Source organism: Scopulibacillus darangshiensis (assembly GCF_004341035.1).
Lineage (GTDB): Bacteria > Bacillota > Bacilli > Bacillales > Sporolactobacillaceae > Scopulibacillus > Scopulibacillus darangshiensis.
On sequence record NZ_SLXK01000005.1, the window covers coordinates 76,638 to 98,642 of the forward strand.

At 41.9% G+C, this 22,005-nt stretch carries 22 protein-coding genes; 9 read left to right on the forward strand and 13 right to left on the reverse strand.

The window, feature by feature from the left end; genetic code table 11:
• Positions 1–14: 14 nt before the first annotated feature.
• Together EV207_RS05595 and EV207_RS05600 are read right to left on the reverse strand one after the other, a co-directional pair.
• Entirely contained in the window at positions 15–635 is a 621-nt protein-coding gene (locus EV207_RS05595) for a DUF47 domain-containing protein (RefSeq protein ID WP_132744505.1), read from the reverse strand.
• Between the two features lie 203 nt (positions 636–838).
• Positions 839–1,411, reverse strand: a complete 573-nt coding sequence (locus tag EV207_RS05600; protein WP_132744507.1) for a hydrolase — start codon at positions 1,409–1,411, stop codon at positions 839–841.
• Positions 1,412–1,571: 160 nt separating this feature from the next.
• Between EV207_RS05600 and EV207_RS05605 the strand changes: the two genes are divergently transcribed.
• The 3 genes from EV207_RS05605 (at position 1,572) to EV207_RS05615 (ending at position 5,597) form a co-directional block, all read left to right on the forward strand.
• Positions 1,572–1,838 carry a sporulation protein gene (locus tag EV207_RS05605; RefSeq protein WP_132744509.1) on the forward strand — a complete coding sequence of 89 codons (267 nt, stop codon included), beginning with the start codon at positions 1,572–1,574 and terminating at the stop codon, positions 1,836–1,838.
• A gap of 151 nt (positions 1,839–1,989) precedes the next feature.
• The gene (locus EV207_RS05610; RefSeq protein WP_207902924.1) at positions 1,990–2,460 is read left to right on the forward strand and encodes a MarR family winged helix-turn-helix transcriptional regulator; all 471 of its coding nucleotides are present in this window, start codon (positions 1,990–1,992) and stop codon (positions 2,458–2,460) included.
• Positions 2,457–5,597: an MMPL family transporter gene (locus EV207_RS05615; protein ID WP_132744513.1), complete on the forward strand. Its 3,141-nt coding sequence runs from the start codon at positions 2,457–2,459 to the stop codon at positions 5,595–5,597. The genes EV207_RS05610 and EV207_RS05615 overlap by 4 nt, the downstream gene beginning before the upstream one ends.
• Positions 5,598–5,642: 45 nt before the next feature.
• Here the strand turns inward: EV207_RS05615 and EV207_RS05620 are convergent, their stop codons facing one another.
• From EV207_RS05620 to EV207_RS22955, 4 genes are all read right to left on the reverse strand, one after another.
• Positions 5,643–7,019, reverse strand: coding sequence for a HAMP domain-containing sensor histidine kinase (locus EV207_RS05620; protein WP_132744515.1), 1,377 nt, complete (start codon positions 7,017–7,019; stop codon positions 5,643–5,645).
• A complete protein-coding gene (locus tag EV207_RS05625) occupies positions 7,016–7,708 on the reverse strand; it encodes a response regulator transcription factor (protein ID WP_132744517.1) in 693 nt (230 codons plus the stop codon). Before EV207_RS05625 ends, EV207_RS05620 begins: the two co-directional genes overlap by 4 nt.
• A 29-nt stretch (positions 7,709–7,737) precedes the next feature.
• A complete protein-coding gene (locus EV207_RS05630; RefSeq protein ID WP_132744519.1) occupies positions 7,738–8,997 on the reverse strand; it encodes a hypothetical protein in 1,260 nt (419 codons plus the stop codon).
• 106 nt (positions 8,998–9,103) lie between these two features.
• Entirely contained in the window at positions 9,104–9,274 is a 171-nt protein-coding gene (locus EV207_RS22955; RefSeq protein WP_165886841.1) for a hypothetical protein, read from the reverse strand.
• 208 nt (positions 9,275–9,482) lie between these two features.
• On the opposite strand from EV207_RS22955, the gene EV207_RS05635 reads away from it, so the two are divergent.
• Positions 9,483–9,848: a DUF3888 domain-containing protein gene (locus tag EV207_RS05635; protein ID WP_132744521.1), complete on the forward strand. Its 366-nt coding sequence runs from the start codon at positions 9,483–9,485 to the stop codon at positions 9,846–9,848.
• Between the two features lie 57 nt (positions 9,849–9,905).
• Here EV207_RS05635 and EV207_RS05640 read toward each other — a convergent pair whose 3' ends face one another.
• The 5 genes from EV207_RS05640 to EV207_RS05660 form a co-directional block, all read right to left on the reverse strand.
• Entirely contained in the window at positions 9,906–11,672 is a 1,767-nt protein-coding gene (locus tag EV207_RS05640) for a CocE/NonD family hydrolase (protein WP_132744523.1), read from the reverse strand.
• 63 nt (positions 11,673–11,735) lie between these two features.
• Complete coding sequence (locus EV207_RS05645; RefSeq protein ID WP_132744525.1) at positions 11,736–12,425, reverse strand: ABC transporter permease; 690 nt, start codon at positions 12,423–12,425, stop codon at positions 11,736–11,738.
• A 14-nt stretch (positions 12,426–12,439) separates the two neighbouring features.
• Positions 12,440–13,360: an osmoprotectant ABC transporter substrate-binding protein gene (locus tag EV207_RS05650; RefSeq protein WP_132744527.1), complete on the reverse strand. Its 921-nt coding sequence runs from the start codon at positions 13,358–13,360 to the stop codon at positions 12,440–12,442.
• 19 nt (positions 13,361–13,379) lie between these two features.
• The gene (locus tag EV207_RS05655; RefSeq protein ID WP_132744529.1) at positions 13,380–14,033 is read right to left on the reverse strand and encodes an ABC transporter permease; all 654 of its coding nucleotides are present in this window, start codon (positions 14,031–14,033) and stop codon (positions 13,380–13,382) included.
• Between the two features lie 10 nt (positions 14,034–14,043).
• Positions 14,044–15,189: a betaine/proline/choline family ABC transporter ATP-binding protein gene (locus tag EV207_RS05660; protein WP_132744531.1), complete on the reverse strand. Its 1,146-nt coding sequence runs from the start codon at positions 15,187–15,189 to the stop codon at positions 14,044–14,046.
• A 329-nt stretch (positions 15,190–15,518) separates the two neighbouring features.
• Between EV207_RS05660 and EV207_RS05665 the strand changes: the two genes are divergently transcribed.
• The 4 genes from EV207_RS05665 to EV207_RS05680 are packed head-to-tail and all read left to right on the forward strand — an operon-like array spanning position 15,519 to position 18,444.
• Positions 15,519–16,061: a GbsR/MarR family transcriptional regulator gene (locus tag EV207_RS05665; RefSeq protein WP_132744533.1), complete on the forward strand. Its 543-nt coding sequence runs from the start codon at positions 15,519–15,521 to the stop codon at positions 16,059–16,061.
• Positions 16,062–16,102: 41 nt separating this feature from the next.
• Complete coding sequence (locus EV207_RS05670) at positions 16,103–16,984, forward strand: beta-keto acid cleavage family enzyme (protein ID WP_132744534.1); 882 nt, start codon at positions 16,103–16,105, stop codon at positions 16,982–16,984.
• A 15-nt stretch (positions 16,985–16,999) separates the two neighbouring features.
• On the forward strand, positions 17,000–17,965 hold the full coding sequence (locus EV207_RS05675; RefSeq protein ID WP_132744536.1) for an L-carnitine dehydrogenase: 966 nt from the start codon (positions 17,000–17,002) through the stop codon (positions 17,963–17,965).
• Positions 17,965–18,444, forward strand: a complete 480-nt coding sequence (locus EV207_RS05680; RefSeq protein WP_132744538.1) for a thioesterase family protein — start codon at positions 17,965–17,967, stop codon at positions 18,442–18,444. The genes EV207_RS05675 and EV207_RS05680 overlap by 1 nt, the downstream gene beginning before the upstream one ends.
• On the opposite strand, the gene EV207_RS05685 is transcribed toward EV207_RS05680, so the two are convergent.
• Positions 18,441–18,755, reverse strand: coding sequence for a hypothetical protein (locus EV207_RS05685; RefSeq protein ID WP_132744540.1), 315 nt, complete (start codon positions 18,753–18,755; stop codon positions 18,441–18,443). The genes EV207_RS05680 and EV207_RS05685 overlap by 4 nt on opposite strands.
• Positions 18,756–19,094: 339 nt before the next feature.
• Complete coding sequence (locus tag EV207_RS05690) at positions 19,095–20,096, reverse strand: S8 family peptidase (RefSeq protein WP_132744542.1); 1,002 nt, start codon at positions 20,094–20,096, stop codon at positions 19,095–19,097.
• A gap of 370 nt (positions 20,097–20,466) precedes the next feature.
• Between EV207_RS05690 and brnQ the strand changes: the two genes are divergently transcribed.
• The gene (gene brnQ, locus EV207_RS05695; RefSeq protein ID WP_132744544.1) at positions 20,467–21,801 is read left to right on the forward strand and encodes a branched-chain amino acid transport system II carrier protein; all 1,335 of its coding nucleotides are present in this window, start codon (positions 20,467–20,469) and stop codon (positions 21,799–21,801) included.
• Positions 21,802–22,005 lie beyond the last annotated feature (204 nt).

Sequence of the window (22,005 nt, forward strand, 5' to 3'; positions counted from 1 at the left end):
ATCAGAGCTCCCTCTTATGCGTTTCTCATAATGATGGTTTCTAAAGTATTGGCGACATCTTCACAGCTGTCGGCAATTTCTTCAAGCATTTCGTAAAGCTCTTTATATTTAATAATGTTAATAGGATCTTTTTCATATTCAAATAAATTTCTGATGCTGTCTTGCAGCAACTCGTCACATTCCGATTCATAATCATTGATTTTAATCACATTGTTGCGGATGTTAAAAAGCTTCTTCTTATTAAGCAGCGTAGTCGCTTCAGCGATTTCTTTAGATGCTTCAAGCAAAATATCAACAAATTTAACCATATACTCGTCAGCACGAGTTAAGTTGTATATTTCAAATCTTGTTGACCATTGTTCAAATCCATCAAGGACATCATCCATCTTCATTGCCAGAGCGAGAATATCCTCACGCTCAAGCGGAGTAATGAACGTTTTGTTAAGCGCGACGATCAGCTCGTGAATATACGTATCACCCTTTTTCTCATAATCCTTCATGACCCTGGAAAACTCACGAAGATCATCGAGATTTTTAATTTTAAAATCTACAAAGTATTTTGCGGCTTCCTCCAAATTTAAAGCAATAGTGGAAAGCATGCCCAAAAACTTATCATTCTTTGATGGAAATAACACGAAAAACCCACCTCACAAATAAAAGTATTAATTCATCAGCCTTTTTAATTTTAGCAAATCGTGTCGAATTTACAATTGATTTTATAATCCTTTACAAATACTTAACAATCATCCACCTTGTAATTGGGCAACATAAGAAGTTATGGAAATGCTGCTCATAAAAAAAAGGACCTTACTAGTATTAGCAAAGCCCCTTCACCCTATCATAATTCATTTAAAATATCTTCTGTTTTGCGGACTCTGCCCATTTTAGGAAAAAGATATTTTTCCGTATGGTTATGTTCTTCCTTCGTTAATCCCGTCATCGCATCAATGACAAAAATTTGCCCGTAATTCCGTTGGAAAGCTTCCCTAGCTGTTGTTTCGACACCGATATTAGTTGCAATCCCGCAAAGTATAATGGTATCGATTCCCCGGCGGCGAAGCTGAAGGTCCAAATCCGTTCCGAAAAATGCGCCCCACTGGCGTTTAGTTACAACAAGGTCACCATCCTTTGGACCTAACTCGGGGACTATTTTTGCAAAATTTTCCGGCCTTTCGCCGGACGGTATTTTATCATTGTCAGTTTGCGGCTTCAAGGCATCCTGTCCATCAAGGAAATCGACATGCACAAGTGTGACAAACCCGCCTTTTTCCCGAAAAACATCGGCAAGCCGGACACTTTTTTCAAGCACCTCTTTACAATCAAACGGCTCCCCCTTCAAGCCGACAATCCCTTCTTGAAGGTCAATAACGACCAATGCCGTTTTTTTTACATCAATATTTAATGGTTTCAATTCCAATGTCCTCCTTAAATCTAGAAACTCATATCAAGTTTAGCATGACTAAGCCCCGCTGCCCCTTAATTTGCTCATTACATAAGCTATTTACACTAAGGTGACTAATGAGTGATAAAAAGGCAAAACCTAAGAAAAACATGATAGGAGGGTTTAATCAATGGCACAAATGTTTGATGATCATACATTAGATTATTTAATGGAATCCTTATCCAATTGGATTGATGATGATGTCAAAGCCGTGTCCCTTTACCGGCAGCTTGTTGCCGGACATTATCCGGACGAAAAGGCTTTTGTGGAATCATTAAGCGAGGAGGAACAACTTTATTTAAACGGCATTCTAACAAAAGAAATGGATTATGCGAAAACCGGTCAAGATGATGTTCGCTTAACTCAATTAAATGAGGTTTATGAAAGATTATTTTAACCCTGCGGCAAGATGAGGTTTGTTTCCTCTTCTTGCCGTTTTTTATTTTATGATTTTGCCCTACTTTTATGTTGACTGGGCGGTCAGTTCGTCATATAGTTAAACAAGTGAACTATTAAATAATTAAACTAAATATAAGGGGGTGATGGATATGGATAACAAAATCACGGAAAAGTTGGTTGAACGCTATGAAAGGGTCCAGTTTGCCGTCCACAAAAAGGCTCAACTCCTAATGCGTGGAGAAATCGGCGAAGAACTGACGACCGAGCAGCACGCCACACTTAGACACATCAAACATTTTGGCCCAAGCACTAGTACACAGTTAGCTGAAGCCTTTTTGGTGAAAAAAAGTGCGATAACAGCCATTATTAATCGACTCATTGATAAAAAAATGATCACAAGAAGACGCGACCAAAATGACCGCCGCGTCATCTACTTATCTTTAACAGACTATGGGGAAGAAATTTATAAGCAATGTGAAGACAAGATTCATGCCCTAGTCGGCTCATTCATCACACAATTTGAACCTAAAGAAATTGAGCTCTTCCTGAATACATTTGAAAAACTTGAAAAAATACTTGATAAGCAAATTTTAGACATGTCGGAGGGTGCAGAGAAATGAGATTCATACTTAAAGCAAAGTGGCTCGTGGTGTTGATTTGGGTAGTCGCAATCGCTGCACTAATTATAACTGCACCAAATATCTCAAAGCTTGTCCGTGAAAAAGGGCAGGCAGACATTCCTGAAGGCTATTCATCATCTACAGCCCAGCATATTTTAAAAGAGATGCATGAAAAAGAAGGAACAGGTAATACATCATCTGTTGCCCTCGTCTTTTATGATGATAACGGATTATCCAAAAAAGATATTAGCGAAACCAAAAAGGCAATTAAGGAGTTAAAAGATAAAAAAAGTGAGCTTGGCATTACATCTGTTACCACCCATTTTGACCAGCCGGATTTGAAGAAAGAGCTTGTCTCCAAAAATGGCAAGACGATTCTTGTTTCATTGAGCATTGATAAGAAAAACCGACAGGCGGCAGATGTTACCGATGCGCTTTATAAAGCGATTGATAATGTCCGCGTTGATCATTATTACACGAGCAGTTGGATGATTGATGAGGATATGGCCACAAGTGCTCAGGATGGCCTGCATAAAACAGAATGGATTACGGTTGTATTTATTTTAATCGTATTATTCTTTGTTTTCCGTTCATTGGTAGCGCCGCTCATCCCATTAATTGCGGTCGGCATTAGTTTTATTATCTCGCAATCAATTGTCGCTTTCTTTGCTCAGGCTTATGACTTTCCGCTTTCAAACTTTACCCAAATCTTTTTAGTGGCCGTCTTGTTTGGGATTGGCACAGACTATTGTATCCTGCTGCTCAGCCGATTTAAAGAAGAACTGCCGAAGCATGAGACGGTGAATGAGGCTATTATAGCCACTTATCGCCACGGCGGCCGAACTGTCTTTTTCAGTGGTCTTGCAGTATTAATCGGCTTTTCCACGATCGGCTTGTCAACGTTCAGCATTTATCAGTCTGCAGCAGGCGTTGCGATCGGTATTGTTATCTTAATTCTTGCATTGGTGACGGTTGTTCCTTTTCTTATGTCTATTTTGGGAACAAAGCTTTTTTGGCCAGCCAAAGGCTCACTCAAGCATAAGCAGAGCAGGTTTTGGGATAAGGTCGGACAATTCGCCCTCACAAGATCGCTGATTGCTCTGTTGATCGTCGCCGTCATCATTGTCCCCTTTCTTTTCAAATATAATGGTGATCTATCATTTAATTCCTTGAGTGAAATCGGTGACAGCTATCATTCGGTTAAAGGTTTTAATATCATCGCAAATAATTTCGGACCAGGCAAATCGATGCCGACCAAGATTGTTATAAAAAATGATGACAGGATGGATCAGCGTCCGTATCTTCAGACAATTGAGGCGATTACAAGGGAGGTCAAAAAGATAGATGGCGTTGATACCGTTCGCAGCGTCACCCAGCCAACGGGCAAACCGATTAAAGATTTTCTCGTCCCTTATCAGGCTAAAACACTAGATGAAGGCTTGACAAGTACCACGGATGCTGTCAACAAAATTGCCAGCAGCCTTGATGATGCAGCCGGCGAGCTTTCCAAATCTGAACCTCAGCTTAATCAGGCAACAGATGGGATCGATGATTTGATTGACGGCACATCATCACTCAAAGACGGTATAGTCAAACTCGGCAATGGACTTGATCAATTGCAGGCTGGTCTGGAGAAAAGTAATGAGGGGGCTAAATCTCTAACAAATGGACTTAAGAGCAGTCAAGCAGCCGCAAATGCCCTATTGAAAGAAAGCCAGAGATTATTAAAGGGTTATCAGGAAATGGGGAAAACGGTGACCCAACTGAATAACCAAGTGAATGAAAGCTACCAAAATATTAAACCGGAACTAAAAAATATTGATAAAAGTATAGCAACCGTGAACAATCATCTGAAAGATCTGGGCAAAACATATCCCGATATAAGAGATGATCCCGATTATCAAGCTGTGTCTCAAGCCGCCCGTCAAGCAAATGGCAACATTGAGGCGCTTGATCAGCAATTCCGGCAATTGACAACCGGTTTGAACGCCTTCTCTGCACATATGAATGAAGCGAATAGAGGGTTTGCTAAGGTTATTGCTGGCCAGAAGGCGTTAACAAACGGCCTGCAAAAGCTTGTGGATGGTATGAACAGCCTGCAAAAAGGCATTGAAACAGCAGCCGCCGGCCAAGGACAAATCAACAGTAAATTGCCCGATTTGGAAAATGGCATTAATGGCATCAATCAGGGCCAAAGGCAATTAAAACAAGGTTTCTCTCCGCTTGGTGACCAGATTGGCCAATTAACACACGGATTAAAGAAAAGTGTTGACGGTTTAAATAAAGTGTCTGGTGGTCTTGATTCCGCTCATGATTATCTAAATGAGCTATCGAAATCGAATAGCTCCCTTTCAGGCTTTTATATCCCTGATGAGGCTTTGGAAAACAAACAATTTAAAAACGCACTGGATGCCTATATGTCTGTTGATCGGAAAGTCACAACTATGGATGTCATTTTCAAAGAAAATCCATATTCAACAGAAGCTTTAAACCAAATTGATGATATCAAAGCTGCTGTCAAACGGATAACAGATGGTACCAAGTTGGAAAATGCCAAAGTTGGCATCGGCGGTGTCACAAGCACCTACGCTGATTTAAGAAGCATTTCGAAGGATGATTATTCCCGGACCATGATTTTAATGCTGATTGGCATTGGATTGATTCTTGTTGCTTTGTTCCGATCGTTTATCATGCCGCTTTATGTGATTGCTTCACTTGTCCTTATGTATTACACGTCGATGGGGATCGCTGAGACGGTTTTCGAAGATATAATGGGCTTTAGCGGCATTAGCTGGGCAGTCCCGTTCTTTGCCTTTGTCATGTTGATTGCGCTTGGTGTCGATTACAGCATTTTCTTAATGGACCGTTTCAATGAATATCGTGACATCCCTGTCAAGGATGCCATGCTTGAGTCGATGCGCAATATGGGCACAGTAATTATTTCCGCGGCAGTCATATTAGGCGGGACATTCGCCGCTATGCTGCCTTCAGGCGTCATGTCGCTGATTGAAATTGCGACGATCATTATTATTGGTCTCGTATTATATGCGCTGCTTATGCTGCCATTGTTCACACCTGTTATGGTCCGCATTTTTGGAAAAGCCAACTGGTGGCCTTTTAAGCGGCACGAACACTAGAATAGGAAAGCCAGACCCCCTCAGCTTAATCGGGTCTGGCTTTAATCATATATCTCCTTTTGGCAAGGTAACCGTTACTGTCGTGCCGTCAGCAGGGACACTTTGGATATCCAGTTCGCCGCCATGCAAGTGGATAATATCTTTACAAATGGAAAGGCCTAATCCGGATCCCTTGCCAAGAGCCTTTACTTGATAAAATGACCGCGTTAAATATGGCAGATGCTGTTCTTCGATGCCTTCACCTTTATCCTTTACAATGATTCCGACCTGATTGTCATTTTCCTCGAGCATAATATGAATATCTGTCTCTTTATAAGCAAACTTTATTGCATTATCTATGATATTGATAAGCACCTGTTTCAAGCGGTTTTCATCACCTTCAATAATGACACCATTTAATCGTTGGGATATCAAATGACACCCCTTTTTTTCCGCTTTAATTCTTAGTGAATCAATGGATTGGCTGATGACATCATCTAACCTGATCCTTTCTTTGTACAATCGGACTTTGTTTGCCTGAAATTTAGAGAAATCCAAAAGGTCCTCTACAATAGCCATTAATCGTTCCGTTTCATTTGTTATCACTGTCAATCCCTGCTTCATTTCCTTCCCGTCTATATGGGGATCAATCAGCATCGTTTCACCCCAGCCCTTAATCCCTGTTAAAGGCGTCCGCAGCTCATGGGATATGGATGAAATAAATTCATTCTTTAATTGATCTGTTTTTTGAATCTCATCAGCCATATAATTTAATGTTTTGGATAAGTCACCCAGCTCATGCTTGTACTCCACAGTCACTCTGTTCGTAAAATTCCCCTTCGCCATATGAGAGGCAACAGAAATGATATGTTTGATCGGATTAACAATAGATTGTGCCAAGCGCAGGCTGACCAGAAATACAAACACCGCAATACATAAGCCAATTAAAATGGCACCTAGGTATATATAAAAGAGAACATGGTCAACAGATTTTAACGATGTCATATAACGCAAAATATATAAGTCCTGATTGATTTTCACTGGAAAATAAACAGTCATAATCTTTTCGTTCGTGTTAGGCAGTCTTTCAACATGTGAGCTTGTTTTACCCTCTTTTAGCCGCGGATCAAGATTAATAGCCTTATCATCCTTAAATCCCGTTGTTGAAGAAATGATTTGACCGGATTTGTTTACTAACTGCAGCTCCGCCCCTTTGTATTTAAAGGTTTCCAGGACATAACTATAAGGAGCAACTTCCTCCTGCGATGTCCCATTTGCGCCAAACTTTTCGTATAAATCTTTGGACGTCTCCGCGTGTGAGATCAGGGTTTTTTCAATGCCATCATAATAATAGCGATGGATGGCGACTGCAAAAATTGTCTCAACCAGTATTAAAGTTAAGATAATAACTGCCATAAAATAAAGAACGACTCTGCGAATCATTGCCGTTCTCCATCCCACATATAACCTCTGCCCCAATGTGTTTTAATAAATTCAGGATGAGACGGATCGTCCTCAATTTTTTGGCGAAGCCTGCGGATATTGACATCAACAATTTTGGTGTCGCCAACGTAGGTTTTACCCCATACATCATCAAGCAGTTCATCTCGTGTCAGTGATTGATTGTTATTTTCCATCAGCCTCAGCAGAATGTCATATTCCGTCGGCGTTAATTCAATGGTTTCACCATTTTTTAATAGTCTTCCCTCATTTAATAAAAGAATGAACGGTCCCGATGACAAATTCTCGTCCTTATTTGTTCCCAGTTTCAGCCTCCGAATAAGGGATTTTACCCGTGCAACCATTTCTACTGGACTGAACGGCTTGGAAATATAATCATCTGCTCCTAGGGTCAGTCCATTCACCTTATCGGTCTCCTGAACTTTTGCCGTCAGCATGATGATCCCCATTTTGTCATTGACGGCCCTGACTCTTTTGCAGACAGTAAAACCATCTAGTTCCGGCAGCATCACGTCAAGCAGCATGATATGAACCATGGGCCCGGATTTAAGATAATCGAGCGCTTCTTCACCTGATTCCGCTTCGACAACATCAAATCCTGAACGTTTTAAATTTAATACTATAAAACTGCGGATCGACATTTCATCTTCAACAACCATGATTCGAACCATCAACTCACCTCATACAACAACCTTACCAATCAATCGATAACATGAATGGCATTGATATATTTTTTATACTTATCTATGTTGGGAACAGCGTAGACATATTCATCTGATTCCCCCGCCTTTATCCACTTTTCACTTTCGTGCCACTTATTTTTCTTAAACCAATACACTTTTAGGAGAGTCTCCTGCTTATTTTTTGTTATAAAAGTTATATGATGCTTAAGGCTGCCCCTTTTGATCGTGACATTATTTTGCCACTTTTTTGGAAAGACAATTGAAAGGGAAAGTCCGTAATTATCATAGCTTTCTTGAATGAGATGCAGTCCGGAAGGAGACCACTCTTTATATTCGGTTAAAAAAGGGACAAAGGCATATGCCTCATCTTCCCAGCCTTTCGGTGTCACAGAAAAGCCAATATCGATGATACCATCATGATTGGCGTCCTTACTTTCCATTGTGTTCGGATTAAATAGCTTATCATTTTCCTTGTATGACACGAGCTTTCCGCCTTTAAAATAAAAGAGATGGGTAAAACTGCTATGCGCCCCAACACCCGCGTCAATCACAAGCCCCTTTTTCTTTTCCGAGATGTTGCCAACTTTGACCGACAAGTAACCGTTGACGTTTGGATCAAGCTTAAGCGCAGAAAGCTTTTGCATTTTCCCATTATTATATTGATAAACGGCCGCGCTCGCTTCTTTACGCTTTTTATTATAAACAATGGTCACATCGTTCTGCCCGTCCTGATTCAGATCATTCACCACAACGTTCGAATACTTTGTTTTCATGATTTCCTTTAGCTTCTTATCCTTGAACTGGTAGACAGCCAATTTGTTATCCGGATAGGTAAAGCCGGTTTCGTCATAAGCATCATGCCTATAACCGACGAGCAGTTCCGGTTTGTGATCATGTGTGACATCTTTTAGAATAAAGTCATCTATGTTTTGACTATCTGATTTGTAATCAACTTCCTTTTTCCATTTATGACCCGTTTGTTTTAAAACAGCCACATGAACCGGTGAGTACCCGTCAGTATAAAAGAAAATAACTTCTTTATGACCATCATGGTCCAAATCAGAAAGAATGATTTTTTCCTTATGTTTTGAATCCAAAGGAGCGATCAACTTCGCTTTTTTTGGCATATTTTCTTTAACTGCTGTCTGAATAGCCGCCTTGTTTTCCGTTAAATGAGGCTTTTTGATCAGTGATGCTGGAGGTTCCGTCACACTGCACCCCGATAGTACACACACTAAAACACCGACTATGCCTACTATGATTGTCTTTTGAAACATCCTAGCGTCCCCTATCTTTACGGTTGCGATCCTAATATTTTACATAAAAAAAGAAACTGGCTCTAGTCAGGTAGTATAACATACGACATGATAGGGGATCGATGCTTTAATCATTTCCATTAACAAAAGTTTTTGAAATGCTGTCTTCGGGTGTAAAAGCGGTAAAGACATGACCCACAACAGTCTCAAATGAATGCACCAAATAAAAACCATAGAAACCCGAAGCTATTGTTAGGACCACAAGTGCGGATAAACCGATTACCATTCTCTTTTCCATTATTGCAACTCCTCGTCTGTCATCTTTATTAATTTCCTTTAACAAAAGTATAGAAATAATAGGGGCAGAAAGGGTAACAAAAAGGTTACGGAAAAATAGGGGGTCTGACCCCCAGGGGTCAGACCCCTATTTTAAATGAATATTTTATGGAAAATTAGACCAATCTATAAAGAGAACACAAACTTTATTTAAATAAAAGGTGATAAATATGATGAAGAAGCTTTTTGTTACTTTAGTGATTAGCCTTGTCATGTGTTCCTATCCATTATTGGGCATGGCAAAAGGCGAACCTGCCATCTCAGCGGAATCATATAAGGATACGATGCTCACTATGCTTACACCTTATATGAATCAAGCGATCGATGAGCATTTGGACCAACCAAAAAAACAATTTGTTTTGTCCGATGCGGAAGTGCTGGACGTCGACAGACTTCCTGAAGACGGCTTCGGTTTTAATGTGACGGTCCGGGTAACGACTTATGAAAGCCCGCATGACCCGCCATATGGCACTGAAACTATGACATTCTCCATTGATCCAGGTAACATCAAATTATTGTCGTTTAAACATGAATAATGGGGTCTGACCCCGAGGGGTCAGACCCCTCTTTTCAAAAGAAGAACATTCACAGGGTCAAGCCCTGTGAACATCAGGAATAATAGGGAGCAGGATATGGGATGGGTAGTTTTCGCAATGATGAATTGTCTGGTTAGCCATGAGAACTTCGGAGCTATTTATTAACGAAGAGCCAGTATTAGGGTTGGGTAGAAAGCGCGGGGCATTGCTTGATGATATCTCAACCCTAATACAATGTCCGGGAAGAAACACATTGCTTGTAGCCCACAAATCAATGTCATACTTCACGATTCCTTCTTCAAGCTCCGTTTCCCGGCTATTCCCATGCCTGTATTTTGCTCGGACAATACCATCTGCCAAATTAAAGGCTGTTCCATCAGGAAGAACATCCACGAGCTTAGCTGTAAAATCTGTGTCCTTTGCATCCGTCTTGGCCCATAGAACAACCTTAATGGGACCGGTAACTTCTACAGGCTGTTTTAAAATCTCGGAGGTAAACACAAGGACATCTTCTCTTTTTTCAACATGGCTTTGATCACGGGGTCCTGTCGTGTTGACGCCGGCGTATAGAGTGCCGCCTCCGTTTGTCGGAACAGGCTTATTAGGATCATAAACGAAATGATCGGCGCGTTCATCGCCCGGTTCCTCCATTGATAATCTTCCATCACCATGTTTTGTGTTGGCACGGCCGCCGCCATGGAAATAAAATGGTGTATACCTTGTTCTGCATAACGGCCATTCAGCTTCATCACGCCATTTATTTATTCCCATCACAAAAATTTTCACTGGCGCATCCTCAAAATTGCCAGCATCCATACCTTTGAGCCAATGATCGAACCAGCGCAAATGAAGGCTGGTCAAATCTTCTTTTCCGTCAATCCAATCTTCTGATGCGTGAACACCGAAAGACCTTTCGCCGATCACCGAACCGAAATCACCATGAGCCCATGGCCCGATGATTAATTTTTGATTGGCTTTTGCCAAGTCCCCATCCGCTTTTCCCTTCATATCAATATAATTTCTGATGGTCGGACCAAGCAGACTGTCATACCATCCGCCGACATGATAAGCGGGAACGTTAATACGATCATATTTGTGTTTTATGCTTGAGGCTTGCCAAAATCCCTCTTCTTCCAATGGACGTTCAAGAAACTCATAGAAAAAGTCGGCAACACCAAGCTCTCTCAAAGGCGGCCATTCATTTACAGGAAAGTGTTGATACAACTCGCCAATCCCGTTCAGGTATTCAGACCATTTTTCCATCGCTTTGTTGCAGGATGTTTTATCGTTATTTTTTCGTAACAGTTGATCTGGAGCGATTGATTCGAGTGCCCAGGTTTCAGATGATGCCAAAGCATAAGCACCGTTTTGATATAACACCGCATCTCTTTGATCGTTCAGTGTCATTGCCGGGAAAATCGCATGAAGATGGGGCGGCCGTTCTGTTGCCGCCATGAGTTGGGTAAAACCATAATATGATAACCCAAACATGCCAACTTTTCCAGACGAGTAAGGTAATGAAGCAGCCCATTCCACTGTATCGTAGCCATCTTCAGCCTCGTTCATAAACGGCTGAAAGTCCCCTTCCGAACGATATCTGCCTCTGACATCCTGGATGATAACAACATAACCATGACTGACAAGTCTATTCGTATCGAGATAGCGATGGGAATAAAAAGGAAGATTTTTATTATAAGGCAGTCGGGTCAATAATACCGGGAATTGCCCTGCGCGGTTCGGCCGGTAAATGTCGCTGTAAAGCATTGTGCCATCACGCATTTTACAAGCTATGTTTTTCTCTAAAATCATCTCATCATGTATCATATTTTCATCCCCTTATTATAGAAAAAATCCAAACGGCCCGAAAGCCGAATGGACTTATATTCATCACACCGTTTCAGTTGCGGTTTCACTTTGCTTTTTCGCCTTGGCCTTGCCCTTAGCCGGCATAAGCAATCGCTCAAACCATCCCATCACAAGATCGGCTGCAACAGCCATAAGGGCTGTTGGGATAGCACCTGCTAATATAATGGCACCTCCGTTAGTCGCGTTTGTACCGCGGACAATGATATCCCCAAGTCCGCCTGAACCGATAAACGTACCGATCGTCGCAATGCCAATTGCAATGACTAAAGCGGTTCTTAAACCCGCCATAATAACGGATAATGCAAGCGGCAGTTCTACCATCACAAGGACTTGAAATCTTGTCATTCCCATAGCATGGCCAGATTCAAGCAAAGCATGATCGACTTGCCTTATGCCCGTATATGTGTTTTTTATTATTGGCAGTAATGAATAGAGGAACAGCGCAACAACAGCGGTGTTGGCACCGAGACCCATGACGAGCATAAGTACAGCCAGCATGGCCAAAGCCGGGATCGTCTGGATGACATTAGTAATAGAAATAACCCAGACACTTAACCGGTAACGCCTGGCAATAATGATCCCAATCGGAATACCGATAATCGCTGCAAATAAAACCCCATAAGCCGACATTAGAAAATGCCTGAGAATTTGCTCCCAAATATAAGCTGAATTCTGAGAATAATATACAAACAAATCATGGAGCGTATCCATTCACTGTCACCTCCCTACTCGTTTTCAAAATAATGATGTTTCTCCAAGAAATCCTTTGCTACTATTGCTGGCTCTTTCATTTTCACATCTGCTTGATAATTCATTTCCTTCATTTTATCGGTGGAAATCTTCCCTTTCAGCTTTTTAAGAATCCCCGAAAGTTCAGGATGTTTCCTAAGCACATCATTACGGGCAACAGGTGAGGCATCATATGGCGGGAAGAAATGCTTGTCATCTTTTAAAGTCACCAAGTCAAAAGCTTTAAGCCTGCCGTCTGTCGTATAAGCTAAAACAACATCCATTTTATGGCTTGCTACTGCCTTATAAACTAAACCAATTTGCATTGGATATGTTTTGCCAAATTTAATGCCGTATGTGTCTACAAACCCTTGATAGCCGTCACCTTTTCTTTTCAGCCAGCTGCTGTCAACTCCCAAGCGAAGTTGTGAAGCAATAGGTTTTAGATCAGAAACTGTTTTTAGATTTTCCTTTTGTGCCAACTTTTTCGTAACTGTAAAAGCGTAGGAATTGGCAAAACCATAAGAAGGAAACCAAGTTTGATCAAATCGTTTTTGAAATTCACGCTGCACTGTCTTCAATGCTTTCTTAGGATCCTTAATGGCGTTCATACCAAGCACACCTGTCAAATCCGTGCCGGTATATCGTGTAGCAGCAATATCGACATCGCCGCTGATCATTGCTTTATGCATAACGGTAGAGGAGCCTAAGTTTCTTACCATATCAACATGCAAATCTGTATAGTGTGCAATCATAAGGCGATCAATATTCCCTATAATTTCTGATTCACTTGTTGACAGTGTGCCAATAGTTACTGTTTTCCCGGACGGTCCGCTAAGTCCCGGGAGTGAACAGCCGCTTAATAATGTTAAACACAGGATAATCGTTAATGTCCATTGCAGTTTTCTTTTCAGCACCTTCTTCCTCAACCCCTTTCTATATAACTTCCGGTGTTGTTTTAATCCCTTTTGGGGTCACGCGTTTTTCCAAACGGCCAAGAAGGAAATCAACGATTAATGCGAGTAATGTCGATGGGACGGCACCGGCAATAATATAATCCGGACGATATAAATTAAGCCCGTTAAATATATAATCTCCCAAACCGCCTGCACCGATAAACGACGCAAGGGTCGCCCAACCGATTAAATAAACAGTGGACAGACGGATGCCCGCCATAATGACCGGTATAGCAAGCGGCACTTCAACATGGATAATCCGTTCCCAGCTGGTCATCCCCATGCCTCGGCCAGCTTCAAGCAAATTCTTATTTACCCCTTTAACACCTGTATAGGTGTTTCGCAGGATCGGCAATAAAGAATAGACAAACAACGCGACAATAGCGGGTACTTTTCCGACACCAAGAATTGGGATAAAAAAGGCCAGTATCGCTAAACTTGGAAAGGTTTGAATTATGCTTACGACACCCATGATGAACCCAGCTGCTTTTGGTATACGTGTCAATGCAATGCCAAGAGGAACAGCAATGATGACGCCTAGAAGGACAGAGATCAAAGATATATATAGATGCTCCCATATTTTAATTAGTAATTCATTGCCGTTATTGGCTAAAAATTGTATCATATCATCCATCTCCTCCCTTCTATTGTTCGCTCGCGGCCAAGTTTTCCTCTTCGCCCCAAATGGTGTCATAGACAATATCTGCGAGATTTGCCCTTGTAACAATACCAAGGAGCATTTGCTGCTTATCAACAACTGGAACGTACTTTGTTCCTCTTCTTAAAATTCTGTGAATCGTATCCCGAAGCAGTGTGCCTTCTTCAACGGTATACATATCCTTCTCCAATACTTCACCGACTTGAACAGCCTTTTTGCGAAATCGATCAATAATTTCAATATCAATAAATCCTGACAATTTTCGTTCATTATCAACAACAAGCAATGAGTCCACCCGTTTCTCCTTCATTAGTTGGATGGCTTCGGACAATGTTTTATTCTCCGTTATTGTCGCTGGATTAGGATTCATAATCTGCTCGACCGTTTGGATATTTGGTCTCGCTTGAACCAAGCGGTCCTTCCCGATAAATTCTTCAACAAACTCATTGGCCGGTTCTCTTAAAATCTCTTCCGGGCTTCCAACCTGCACAAGTTTTCCATCGCGCATAATGACAATTCGGTCGGCGAGCTCAATAGCTTCATCCATATCATGTGTGACAAATACAATCGTTTTGCCAAGTGAACGCTGAAGCTTCTTAAATTCTTCCTGCAAAGAATCCCGTGTAATAGGATCCAAGGCGCCGAAAGGCTCGTCCATTAAAATAAGCGGTGGATCAGCTGCTAATGCACGCAACACACCGATCCGCTGCTGCTGGCCGCCGCTTAATTCATGTGGATAACGATCAAGATACTCAGGTGCCATATCAACTAATTTCAGCAATTCTTCAGCACGCTCAAAACGTTTATCCTCTGGCCATTTTAGCAATTTAGGAACGAGTGCGATGTTTTGCCGGATTGTCATATGCGGAAACAAGCCAATCTGCTGGATCACATAGCCGATTTCCCTTCTAAGTTCAACGGCATTTTTATCGAATATATTTTCACCGTTAATATAAATGCTTCCGTCTGTCGGTTCAATCAAACGGTTGATCATTTTCATTGTCGTTGTTTTGCCGCAGCCGCTCGGCCCTATAAAACAAACGAATTCCCCTTTTTCCACTTCAAGGTTCATATCATCAACCGCCTTTTTCCCTCCCTTATACACCTTTGATACATGATCAAATTTTAGCAAATGCCAGACACCTCCAATAAATTTACATACCCTTTTTTTTATCATAACCTCATTACCGTTTCCTTATCGCAGCGAGTAAAAAATCTTTTCTGCAAGGTCCAAATCAAGGTATTGGTTTCATTATAGAGTAAACTTTATAAAATATAAAATGCATAAACTGTACATATTTGACGGTAACTTTGTAAACTATTTATTGTATGAAGTTTATTTTATGAAATACTATTAATTCCTCCAAATTGCTAAGGTTTACATTCCCATCCGCTTTTTTTTATTTTAAATGGAATATGGTACATTAACTGGGAAGATTACTGTATGAAAGGATGATGCCTATGGATGAAAAATCGTTAGAAAAAATTAACCAAGCTAAAAACCAGTTTATTGATAAAATCACCGATAACATGCACACATACGGCGTTTCAACAACAGTCGGCCGAGTGCTCGGAATCATTTACATGAACAGAAAGCCAATGACACTTGACGAACTATCGGAAGAAACGGGAATGAGCAAAACCCGGATGAGCCAGGTTGTCCGTGAAATGCTTGACTTTAATATTGCAGAAAAAGTATTTGAAAAAGGTGTCAGGAAAGATCTATATAACGTTGAGCGTGACTACTATCAAACGTTCATTTCATTATTCACTTCCAATTGGAGCAAAGTTATTAACAAAAATAAAATGTTCGAGAAAAGGCTTTATCGGGAGTTAAAGGACATTCAGGATAACGATTCACTTGATCCCGAAACCGAGGAAATGGTCAATGACCTGTTTAAAGAAACAAAAGAATGGCTTGAATATTATCAGTGGCTTGACCGTCTCGTTGAGTTTTTTGAAAGCGGGGAAATCTTTGATCATGTGCCAAAAGCGCCAAAATAAACCCGAACAATAAATATTTTTTACTTACAGGAGGCATTACTATGCAAAAAAACGTCATTGTCACTTGCGCTGTCACCGGTGCCGGAGATACAACCAATAAAAGTCCCCATGTTCCGGTGACACCTAAAGAAATTGCAGAAGCTTCTATTGAAGCGGCAAAAGCGGGGGCTGCTATCGCCCATATCCATGTTCGCGATCCTCATACCGGGGGCATTAGTCATGACCCGGCTTTGTTCCGGGAAGTTGTGGAACGGGTGCGTGAATCCGAAACAGATGTCATTATTAACATAACCGCTGGCGGAGGGGGAGACTGGGTGCCAAGCGATGAAGACCCATCTGTCGGCGGACCCGGCACTGATATCCAAACTCCAGAAGAACGCCATGAGCCTGTAAAAGAATTATTGCCGGAAATTTGTACATTGGATTGCGGCAGCCTTAACTTTGGCGACCAAATTTATATTAGCCCAACGGATTGGCTGCGCAAACAGGCGCGACTCATTCAACAAAGCGGGGTTAAACCGGAACTGGAATGTTTTGATACCGGTCAAGTACGCTTTGCCAAACAACTGATAGATGAAGGATTAATCGACGGTGACCCGCTCTTCCAGTTTTGCTTAGGACTGCCTTGGGGAGCTGATGCAGATGCGGAAACCATGATCTATATGCGGGATAAGTTGCCAAATAATGCGGAATGGGCAGCATTTGGCCCCGGCCGCCTGCAAATGCCTATAGCCGTACAGTCCGTCTTGCTTGGCGGTCATGTGCGCGTTGGTTTGGAAGATAATCTTTACTTGAAAAAAGGTGAGATGGCAACAAATGGACAACTCGTGGATAAAGCCGTTTCCCTTATTGAAGGATTAGGAAGCCGCCAAATGACACCAGCGGAAGCACGCAAACATTTAGGATTAAGAAACCCCTCATAAGAAAGGTTGATGAACATGCAGCAAGATCAAACAATAAAACAAGTGACGATCGTCGGTACAGGCGTAATAGGAAATGGCTGGATTGCCCGCTTTCTTGCACAAGGGTTCGAGGTTATTGCAACCGATCCCGCTGAAGGTGCCGAAGCCCGCATGCGGAAAGCTGTCGACAATGCTTGGCCTGCCTTAGAAAGACTGGGCCTGGCTGATGGGGCTTCAATAGACCGGCTCACATTTGAACCGGATCTCAAAAAGGCTGTCGCTTCGGCTGACCTGATTCAAGAATGCGCACCGGAGCGGGAAGAATTAAAACGCCGCTTACTATCAGATATTTCCCATGCAGCAAAGCCTGACGCTATTATAGCTTCAAGCACATCAGGCTACAAACCAAGTCTGTTGCAAGAGACTTGCGAACATCCGGAACGCGTGATCGTCGCCCATCCCTTTAACCCAGTCTACTTGCTGCCGCTCGTAGAAATTGTAGGCGGCAAAGCTACTTCTGCAGATGTGGTAAAACGGGCCAAACAGTGCTACGAATCCGCGGGTATGAAAGCCTTAGTGATCTCCCACGAAATAGACGGTCACATTGCTGACCGTCTAATGGAAGCCATTTGGCGTGAAGCTTTGCATCTTGTCAATGACGGTGTGGCAACCACTGAGGAAGTCGATGCGTCCATAGTATATGGTGCCGGTATGCGCTGGGCACTTATGGGGCCGTTCTTAACGCTCCATCTCGCAGGAGGAGAACAAGGCATGCGCCACATGCTGGAACAATTTGGCCCGGCATTAAAATATCCTTGGACCAAACTTGAGGCACCTGAACTGACTGATGAGCTAACGGATCGCGTCGTTAATGGTTGTGAACATCAGGGGAAAGGCCACTCTATTGCAGAACTCGACAAGCGCCGGGATGATTTCTTAATTGAATTAATTGAATTACAGAAGAAGTACTGGCCTTTGGCTAATCTCAATGGTGAACTTTAATGAACAGGCCGCTCTTAGAAGAAACAGTAAGGACGGAATGGGTAGATTATAACGGCCATATGAACGATGCTGAATACGCACGCGTGTTCAGCATCGCTGTTGATCAATTGATGAATGTGCTCGGAATTGACGCTTCGTTTCGCAGCAAAAATCACTATTCTATATACACTTTAGAAACGCATTTATGCTATTTGGCTGAAGCACATAAAGATCAGACATTACATGTTTCTGCCCAACTATTGAACCATGACGACAAACGGCTCCATGTGTTTTTCATTATGGAAAATAGTGATGGTGAAAAATTGGCCACGAGTGAACAGATGCTGATGGGAATGGACATGGAAGCGGGGCGTCCCGCTCCATTTCCATCGCCGGTTAGCAGCCGCGTTCAGGAATTTGCAAAAGAAAGTGGAAAGAGCCCTTATCCCGATCAGGCGGGAAGGAAAATAGGGATCAAAAAAAAGAAATCCTCTCGTTAAATTGAGAGGATTCCTTTTTTTATAGATTGTCTTTCCTTAAAGGGGACAATCGGTGCTGCTTCGGAGAGACGGGAATACAGATACTTTTTGGTTTGTTTTGCATCGATCCCTTCTATAATGACAAGAAGTTCCTTTTCCTTTGTTGTCAATATAAAAGTCAATAGCTCTGTCATCCGGCTCATCTTGCATGCCTTACCTTTATGATAGAGATAGATATTTTGGAGTGACCGCTCACAAATAAAATAAAAATCAATTAAATCCACAAGCAACAATTGAGACGGGGCAACCTTTATAGACACGATCGTTTCCATGTTTAATCTCCTTTTATTGACCTGGTCTGTTAATGTCTATATTAATATTGTCACACAGACTCATGACTTTCTGAACCGGGTTATTTTGTCGAGCGGCCACTTTTTTAACAGAAACTTATCGTAAAAAATTAGTTTCTAATACTTTAAAAGATTGCGGGTACTTTATTCCGCTTACCCGCTTTAGCGATCATAAATCTCCATAAAGTATAAAGAAAACTTGGCTTATCGCCAGGCACTAAATGGCGAAAAGCCTTAGTTGCACTTATACTTTAATCAACTATAAAGAAAACTTGGCTTATCGCCAAGTTTTCTTTAAAAGAGTCAATTATCTAATGTTGTCTACACTCTAACCTTATTCGGAAAAGATTGTCCGCCGCCTGGCGTCAGCCGTTTGATGATATCATCGATTTTTTGGACGATGCCAAGCGCGACAATGCCGTTACCTTCCCCGCTGGCTGGATAACCGCATGTTACTGTATGTTTGACAAGCTGGGCATATATTTCGGGCTCAGTCAATGTCCGTTCAAATCTTTTATTGCTTTCATTGATCAAAAGAGCAATGGCACCTGAGACATGCGGCGTTGCCATAGAGGTACCGGAGAGCTTGGCATACCTTCCGCCAATGAATGTTGATAACACGTTCACTCCGGGAGCGACAAGATCAATTTCATCGTTGCTGTTTGAAAATGGAGCCAGATTGCGGGTCATATCTACCGCACCGACCTGAACCACTTCATTATAATCCCCTGGATAAGAGGTTTCAGGTGTTTCATTCCGGCCATCCCCTTCATTCCCTGCAGCACACACAACCGATATATTGTTTTCAACAGCTCGTTTGATGGCATCATGCAATTCGGGGACATCTTGAGGCCCGCCTAAGGACATTGATATGACACCGACCTTTTGATTTTGCGGCCCTTTCCAATCAACAGCATAATTAATCGCATCGATAATCCATTTAAATTGGCCGCTCCCTTCCTCTGTTAAAGCTTTCAGTGCAAGGATACTAGCCTCAGGAGCAACACCCACGACACCTTTTTTGTCAGCATTCGCCGCGATGGTTCCACAAACATGAGTGCCGTGACCGTTATTATCTTCATAGTTGCTTTCATCTTGACCATAGTCAGTTGTAAAGTTCTTGCCATCAATGACTCTTCCTTTTAGATCAGGATGATCGCTCTCACAGCCCGTATCAATGACCGCCACAACGACACCCTTGCCCTTCTCGGCAGCTTTCCATATGTCCGGCGCCTCAATCAATTCCACGCCTGTTGGTACAACTTCCTGTGACTGTTCGACAACTTCGTCAACTTCAAATGGTATAAGCCTGACTTCACTCATGTTAACCCTCCTTCAATTTTTAGTGCACACCTAGTCCAAAGGTATGTTACCATGTTAAATTCAATTTTTCACTGAAAATTCCTGCGAGACTATCTAACTAAATGTTAAAATATACTAATTACTTTAGAGGGGGTCTTTGGCTTCATAAATTTTTTAGGTTTTTCCACTATATCCATCAAATGCTATTATTTTGGCAGCCAGAAAATTCGACATAATACGGGATTTGCAAAACATTTAAAAATGTTTTATGCTTGGTTTTGCTAAAGGGATTAATTTATGATGCGAGCCTATTAACCACCGCATATTATCTGAAGATTCGGGTACAAACGACCCATTCTAGCAACTAAGAACTCCATGGAGGTGCATCAATGTGAAACAACTATCTTTTAAAGATATATTTTTTATTGGGTTAATGGTATTCGCACTGTTCTTTGGTGCGGGCAATATGATCTTCCCGCCCGAGCTGGGAAAGGAATCTGGAACTGAGGTTTGGACAGCCATATTCGGCTTTCTTATAACTGGTGTAGGCCTGCCCCTATTAGGCGTCATTGCTATCGCCATTTCTGGAAGTAATCTGAGGGATCTTTCCAATCGTGTTCATCCGATTTTTGGCATGATTTTCACAGCCGTTTGTTATTTGGTGATTGGACCATTTTTCGCCATTCCGCGTACTGGAGCGGTCGCCCATGAAATTGGCATAACACCTTTTCTCTCAGATTCAGTGAATCCAAACGGCTGGCCCCTATTTATTTTCTCAATCATTTTCTTTGGTATCACCTTATGGCTATCATTAAATCCAACGAAGCTGGTAGATAGGATCGGCAAGATTTTAACACCTATCCTGCTGATTGTTATTGCTATCATTGTTATAAAAGGGATCATTGATCCGATTGGAACCCCGGGTGCACCTGTTAATGATTATAAAGGTAATCCATTTTTTACAGGTTTTCTGAACGGCTATCTAACAATGGATGCGATCGCTTCACTCATCTTTGGCATCATTGTGATTAATACCATTAAACAACTTGGCGTGACAAACAAAAAAGTCATTACTAGAGCCACGATAGGTGCAGGGGTTGTTGCTGCTATTGGACTTGCTCTTGTATATATTACACTTGCCTTTCTTGGTGCGACTAGCCGGGAAGCAGTCGGTCCAACATCGAACGGCGGGCAACTTTTGACAGTTGTTGCCAGTATATTATATGGTACAACTGGCCAGCTGCTGCTTGGCGTGGCCATTACATTTGCATGCCTGACGACCGCAATCGGCCTGGTCACATCTTGCGCAGAATATTTCAATCAAGTTTTGCCAAAAATTCCTTACAAATGGTTTGTTGTGATCTTTACTGTTTTCAGTGCTTTTGTCGCAAATATTGGCCTTACACAGCTTATCGCCTTTTCGACACCTGTGTTAACGGCCATTTATCCATTGACAATCGTCCTTATTGCACTTACCTTTATTAATAAACTTGCTGCTGTGCCAAGAGCGGTCTATGCAGGCGCTCTTATTGGCGCCGGCATCATCAGTATATTTGATGGTTTAAAACAAGCTGGGATCCACATCCCTGTTCTGGAATCGTGGCTGAGCCATCTCCCGCTAAATAATATCGGTATAGGATGGCTTATTCCTTCGATCGTTTGCGGATTGATCGGGCTCTTGCTTGTTAAGCTCCGTCTTGTTTCTCAAGTCGAAAGCCACGCCTAAAGAAAACTCGCCGATTGACGAGCCTTTGGTGAAGACAGAGGCGTGGTTGCACTTATACTTTATACCGCTTTTTCGCTTTAGCGAATTTAAACTTTCTTAAAGTATAAAGAAAAACTTTAACAAAACAATCTTATTTAACCCGCTGATGTAACGATCAGCGGGTTTTTGCGTGCTTACATTTTTTTACAAAAACTTTTTCAAAAC

Bases quoted from the DNA above. Each gene is read 5' to 3' on its own strand.
- EV207_RS05605 (WP_132744509.1), top strand. From the start codon at position 1,572: ATGGCACAAATGTTTGATGATCATACATTAGATTATTTAATGGAATCC.
- EV207_RS05610 (WP_207902924.1), top strand. From the start codon at position 1,990: ATGGATAACAAAATCACGGAAAAGTTGGTTGAACGCTATGAAAGGGTC.
- EV207_RS05615 (WP_132744513.1), top strand. From the start codon at position 2,457: ATGAGATTCATACTTAAAGCAAAGTGGCTCGTGGTGTTGATTTGGGTA.
- EV207_RS05620 (WP_132744515.1), bottom strand. From the start codon at position 7,019: ATGATTCGCAGAGTCGTTCTTTATTTTATGGCAGTTATTATCTTAACT.
- EV207_RS05625 (WP_132744517.1), bottom strand. From the start codon at position 7,708: ATGGTTCGAATCATGGTTGTTGAAGATGAAATGTCGATCCGCAGTTTT.
- EV207_RS05630 (WP_132744519.1), bottom strand. From the start codon at position 8,997: ATGTTTCAAAAGACAATCATAGTAGGCATAGTCGGTGTTTTAGTGTGT.
- EV207_RS22955 (WP_165886841.1), bottom strand. From the start codon at position 9,274: ATGGAAAAGAGAATGGTAATCGGTTTATCCGCACTTGTGGTCCTAACA.
- EV207_RS05635 (WP_132744521.1), top strand. From the start codon at position 9,483: ATGATGAAGAAGCTTTTTGTTACTTTAGTGATTAGCCTTGTCATGTGT.
- EV207_RS05640 (WP_132744523.1), bottom strand. From the start codon at position 11,672: ATGATACATGATGAGATGATTTTAGAGAAAAACATAGCTTGTAAAATG.
- EV207_RS05645 (WP_132744525.1), bottom strand. From the start codon at position 12,425: ATGGATACGCTCCATGATTTGTTTGTATATTATTCTCAGAATTCAGCT.
- EV207_RS05655 (WP_132744529.1), bottom strand. From the start codon at position 14,033: ATGGATGATATGATACAATTTTTAGCCAATAACGGCAATGAATTACTA.
- EV207_RS05665 (WP_132744533.1), top strand. From the start codon at position 15,519: ATGGATGAAAAATCGTTAGAAAAAATTAACCAAGCTAAAAACCAGTTT.
- EV207_RS05670 (WP_132744534.1), top strand. From the start codon at position 16,103: ATGCAAAAAAACGTCATTGTCACTTGCGCTGTCACCGGTGCCGGAGAT.
- EV207_RS05675 (WP_132744536.1), top strand. From the start codon at position 17,000: ATGCAGCAAGATCAAACAATAAAACAAGTGACGATCGTCGGTACAGGC.
- EV207_RS05680 (WP_132744538.1), top strand. From the start codon at position 17,965: ATGAACAGGCCGCTCTTAGAAGAAACAGTAAGGACGGAATGGGTAGAT.
- EV207_RS05685 (WP_132744540.1), bottom strand. From the start codon at position 18,755: ATGGAAACGATCGTGTCTATAAAGGTTGCCCCGTCTCAATTGTTGCTT.
- EV207_RS05690 (WP_132744542.1), bottom strand. From the start codon at position 20,096: ATGAGTGAAGTCAGGCTTATACCATTTGAAGTTGACGAAGTTGTCGAA.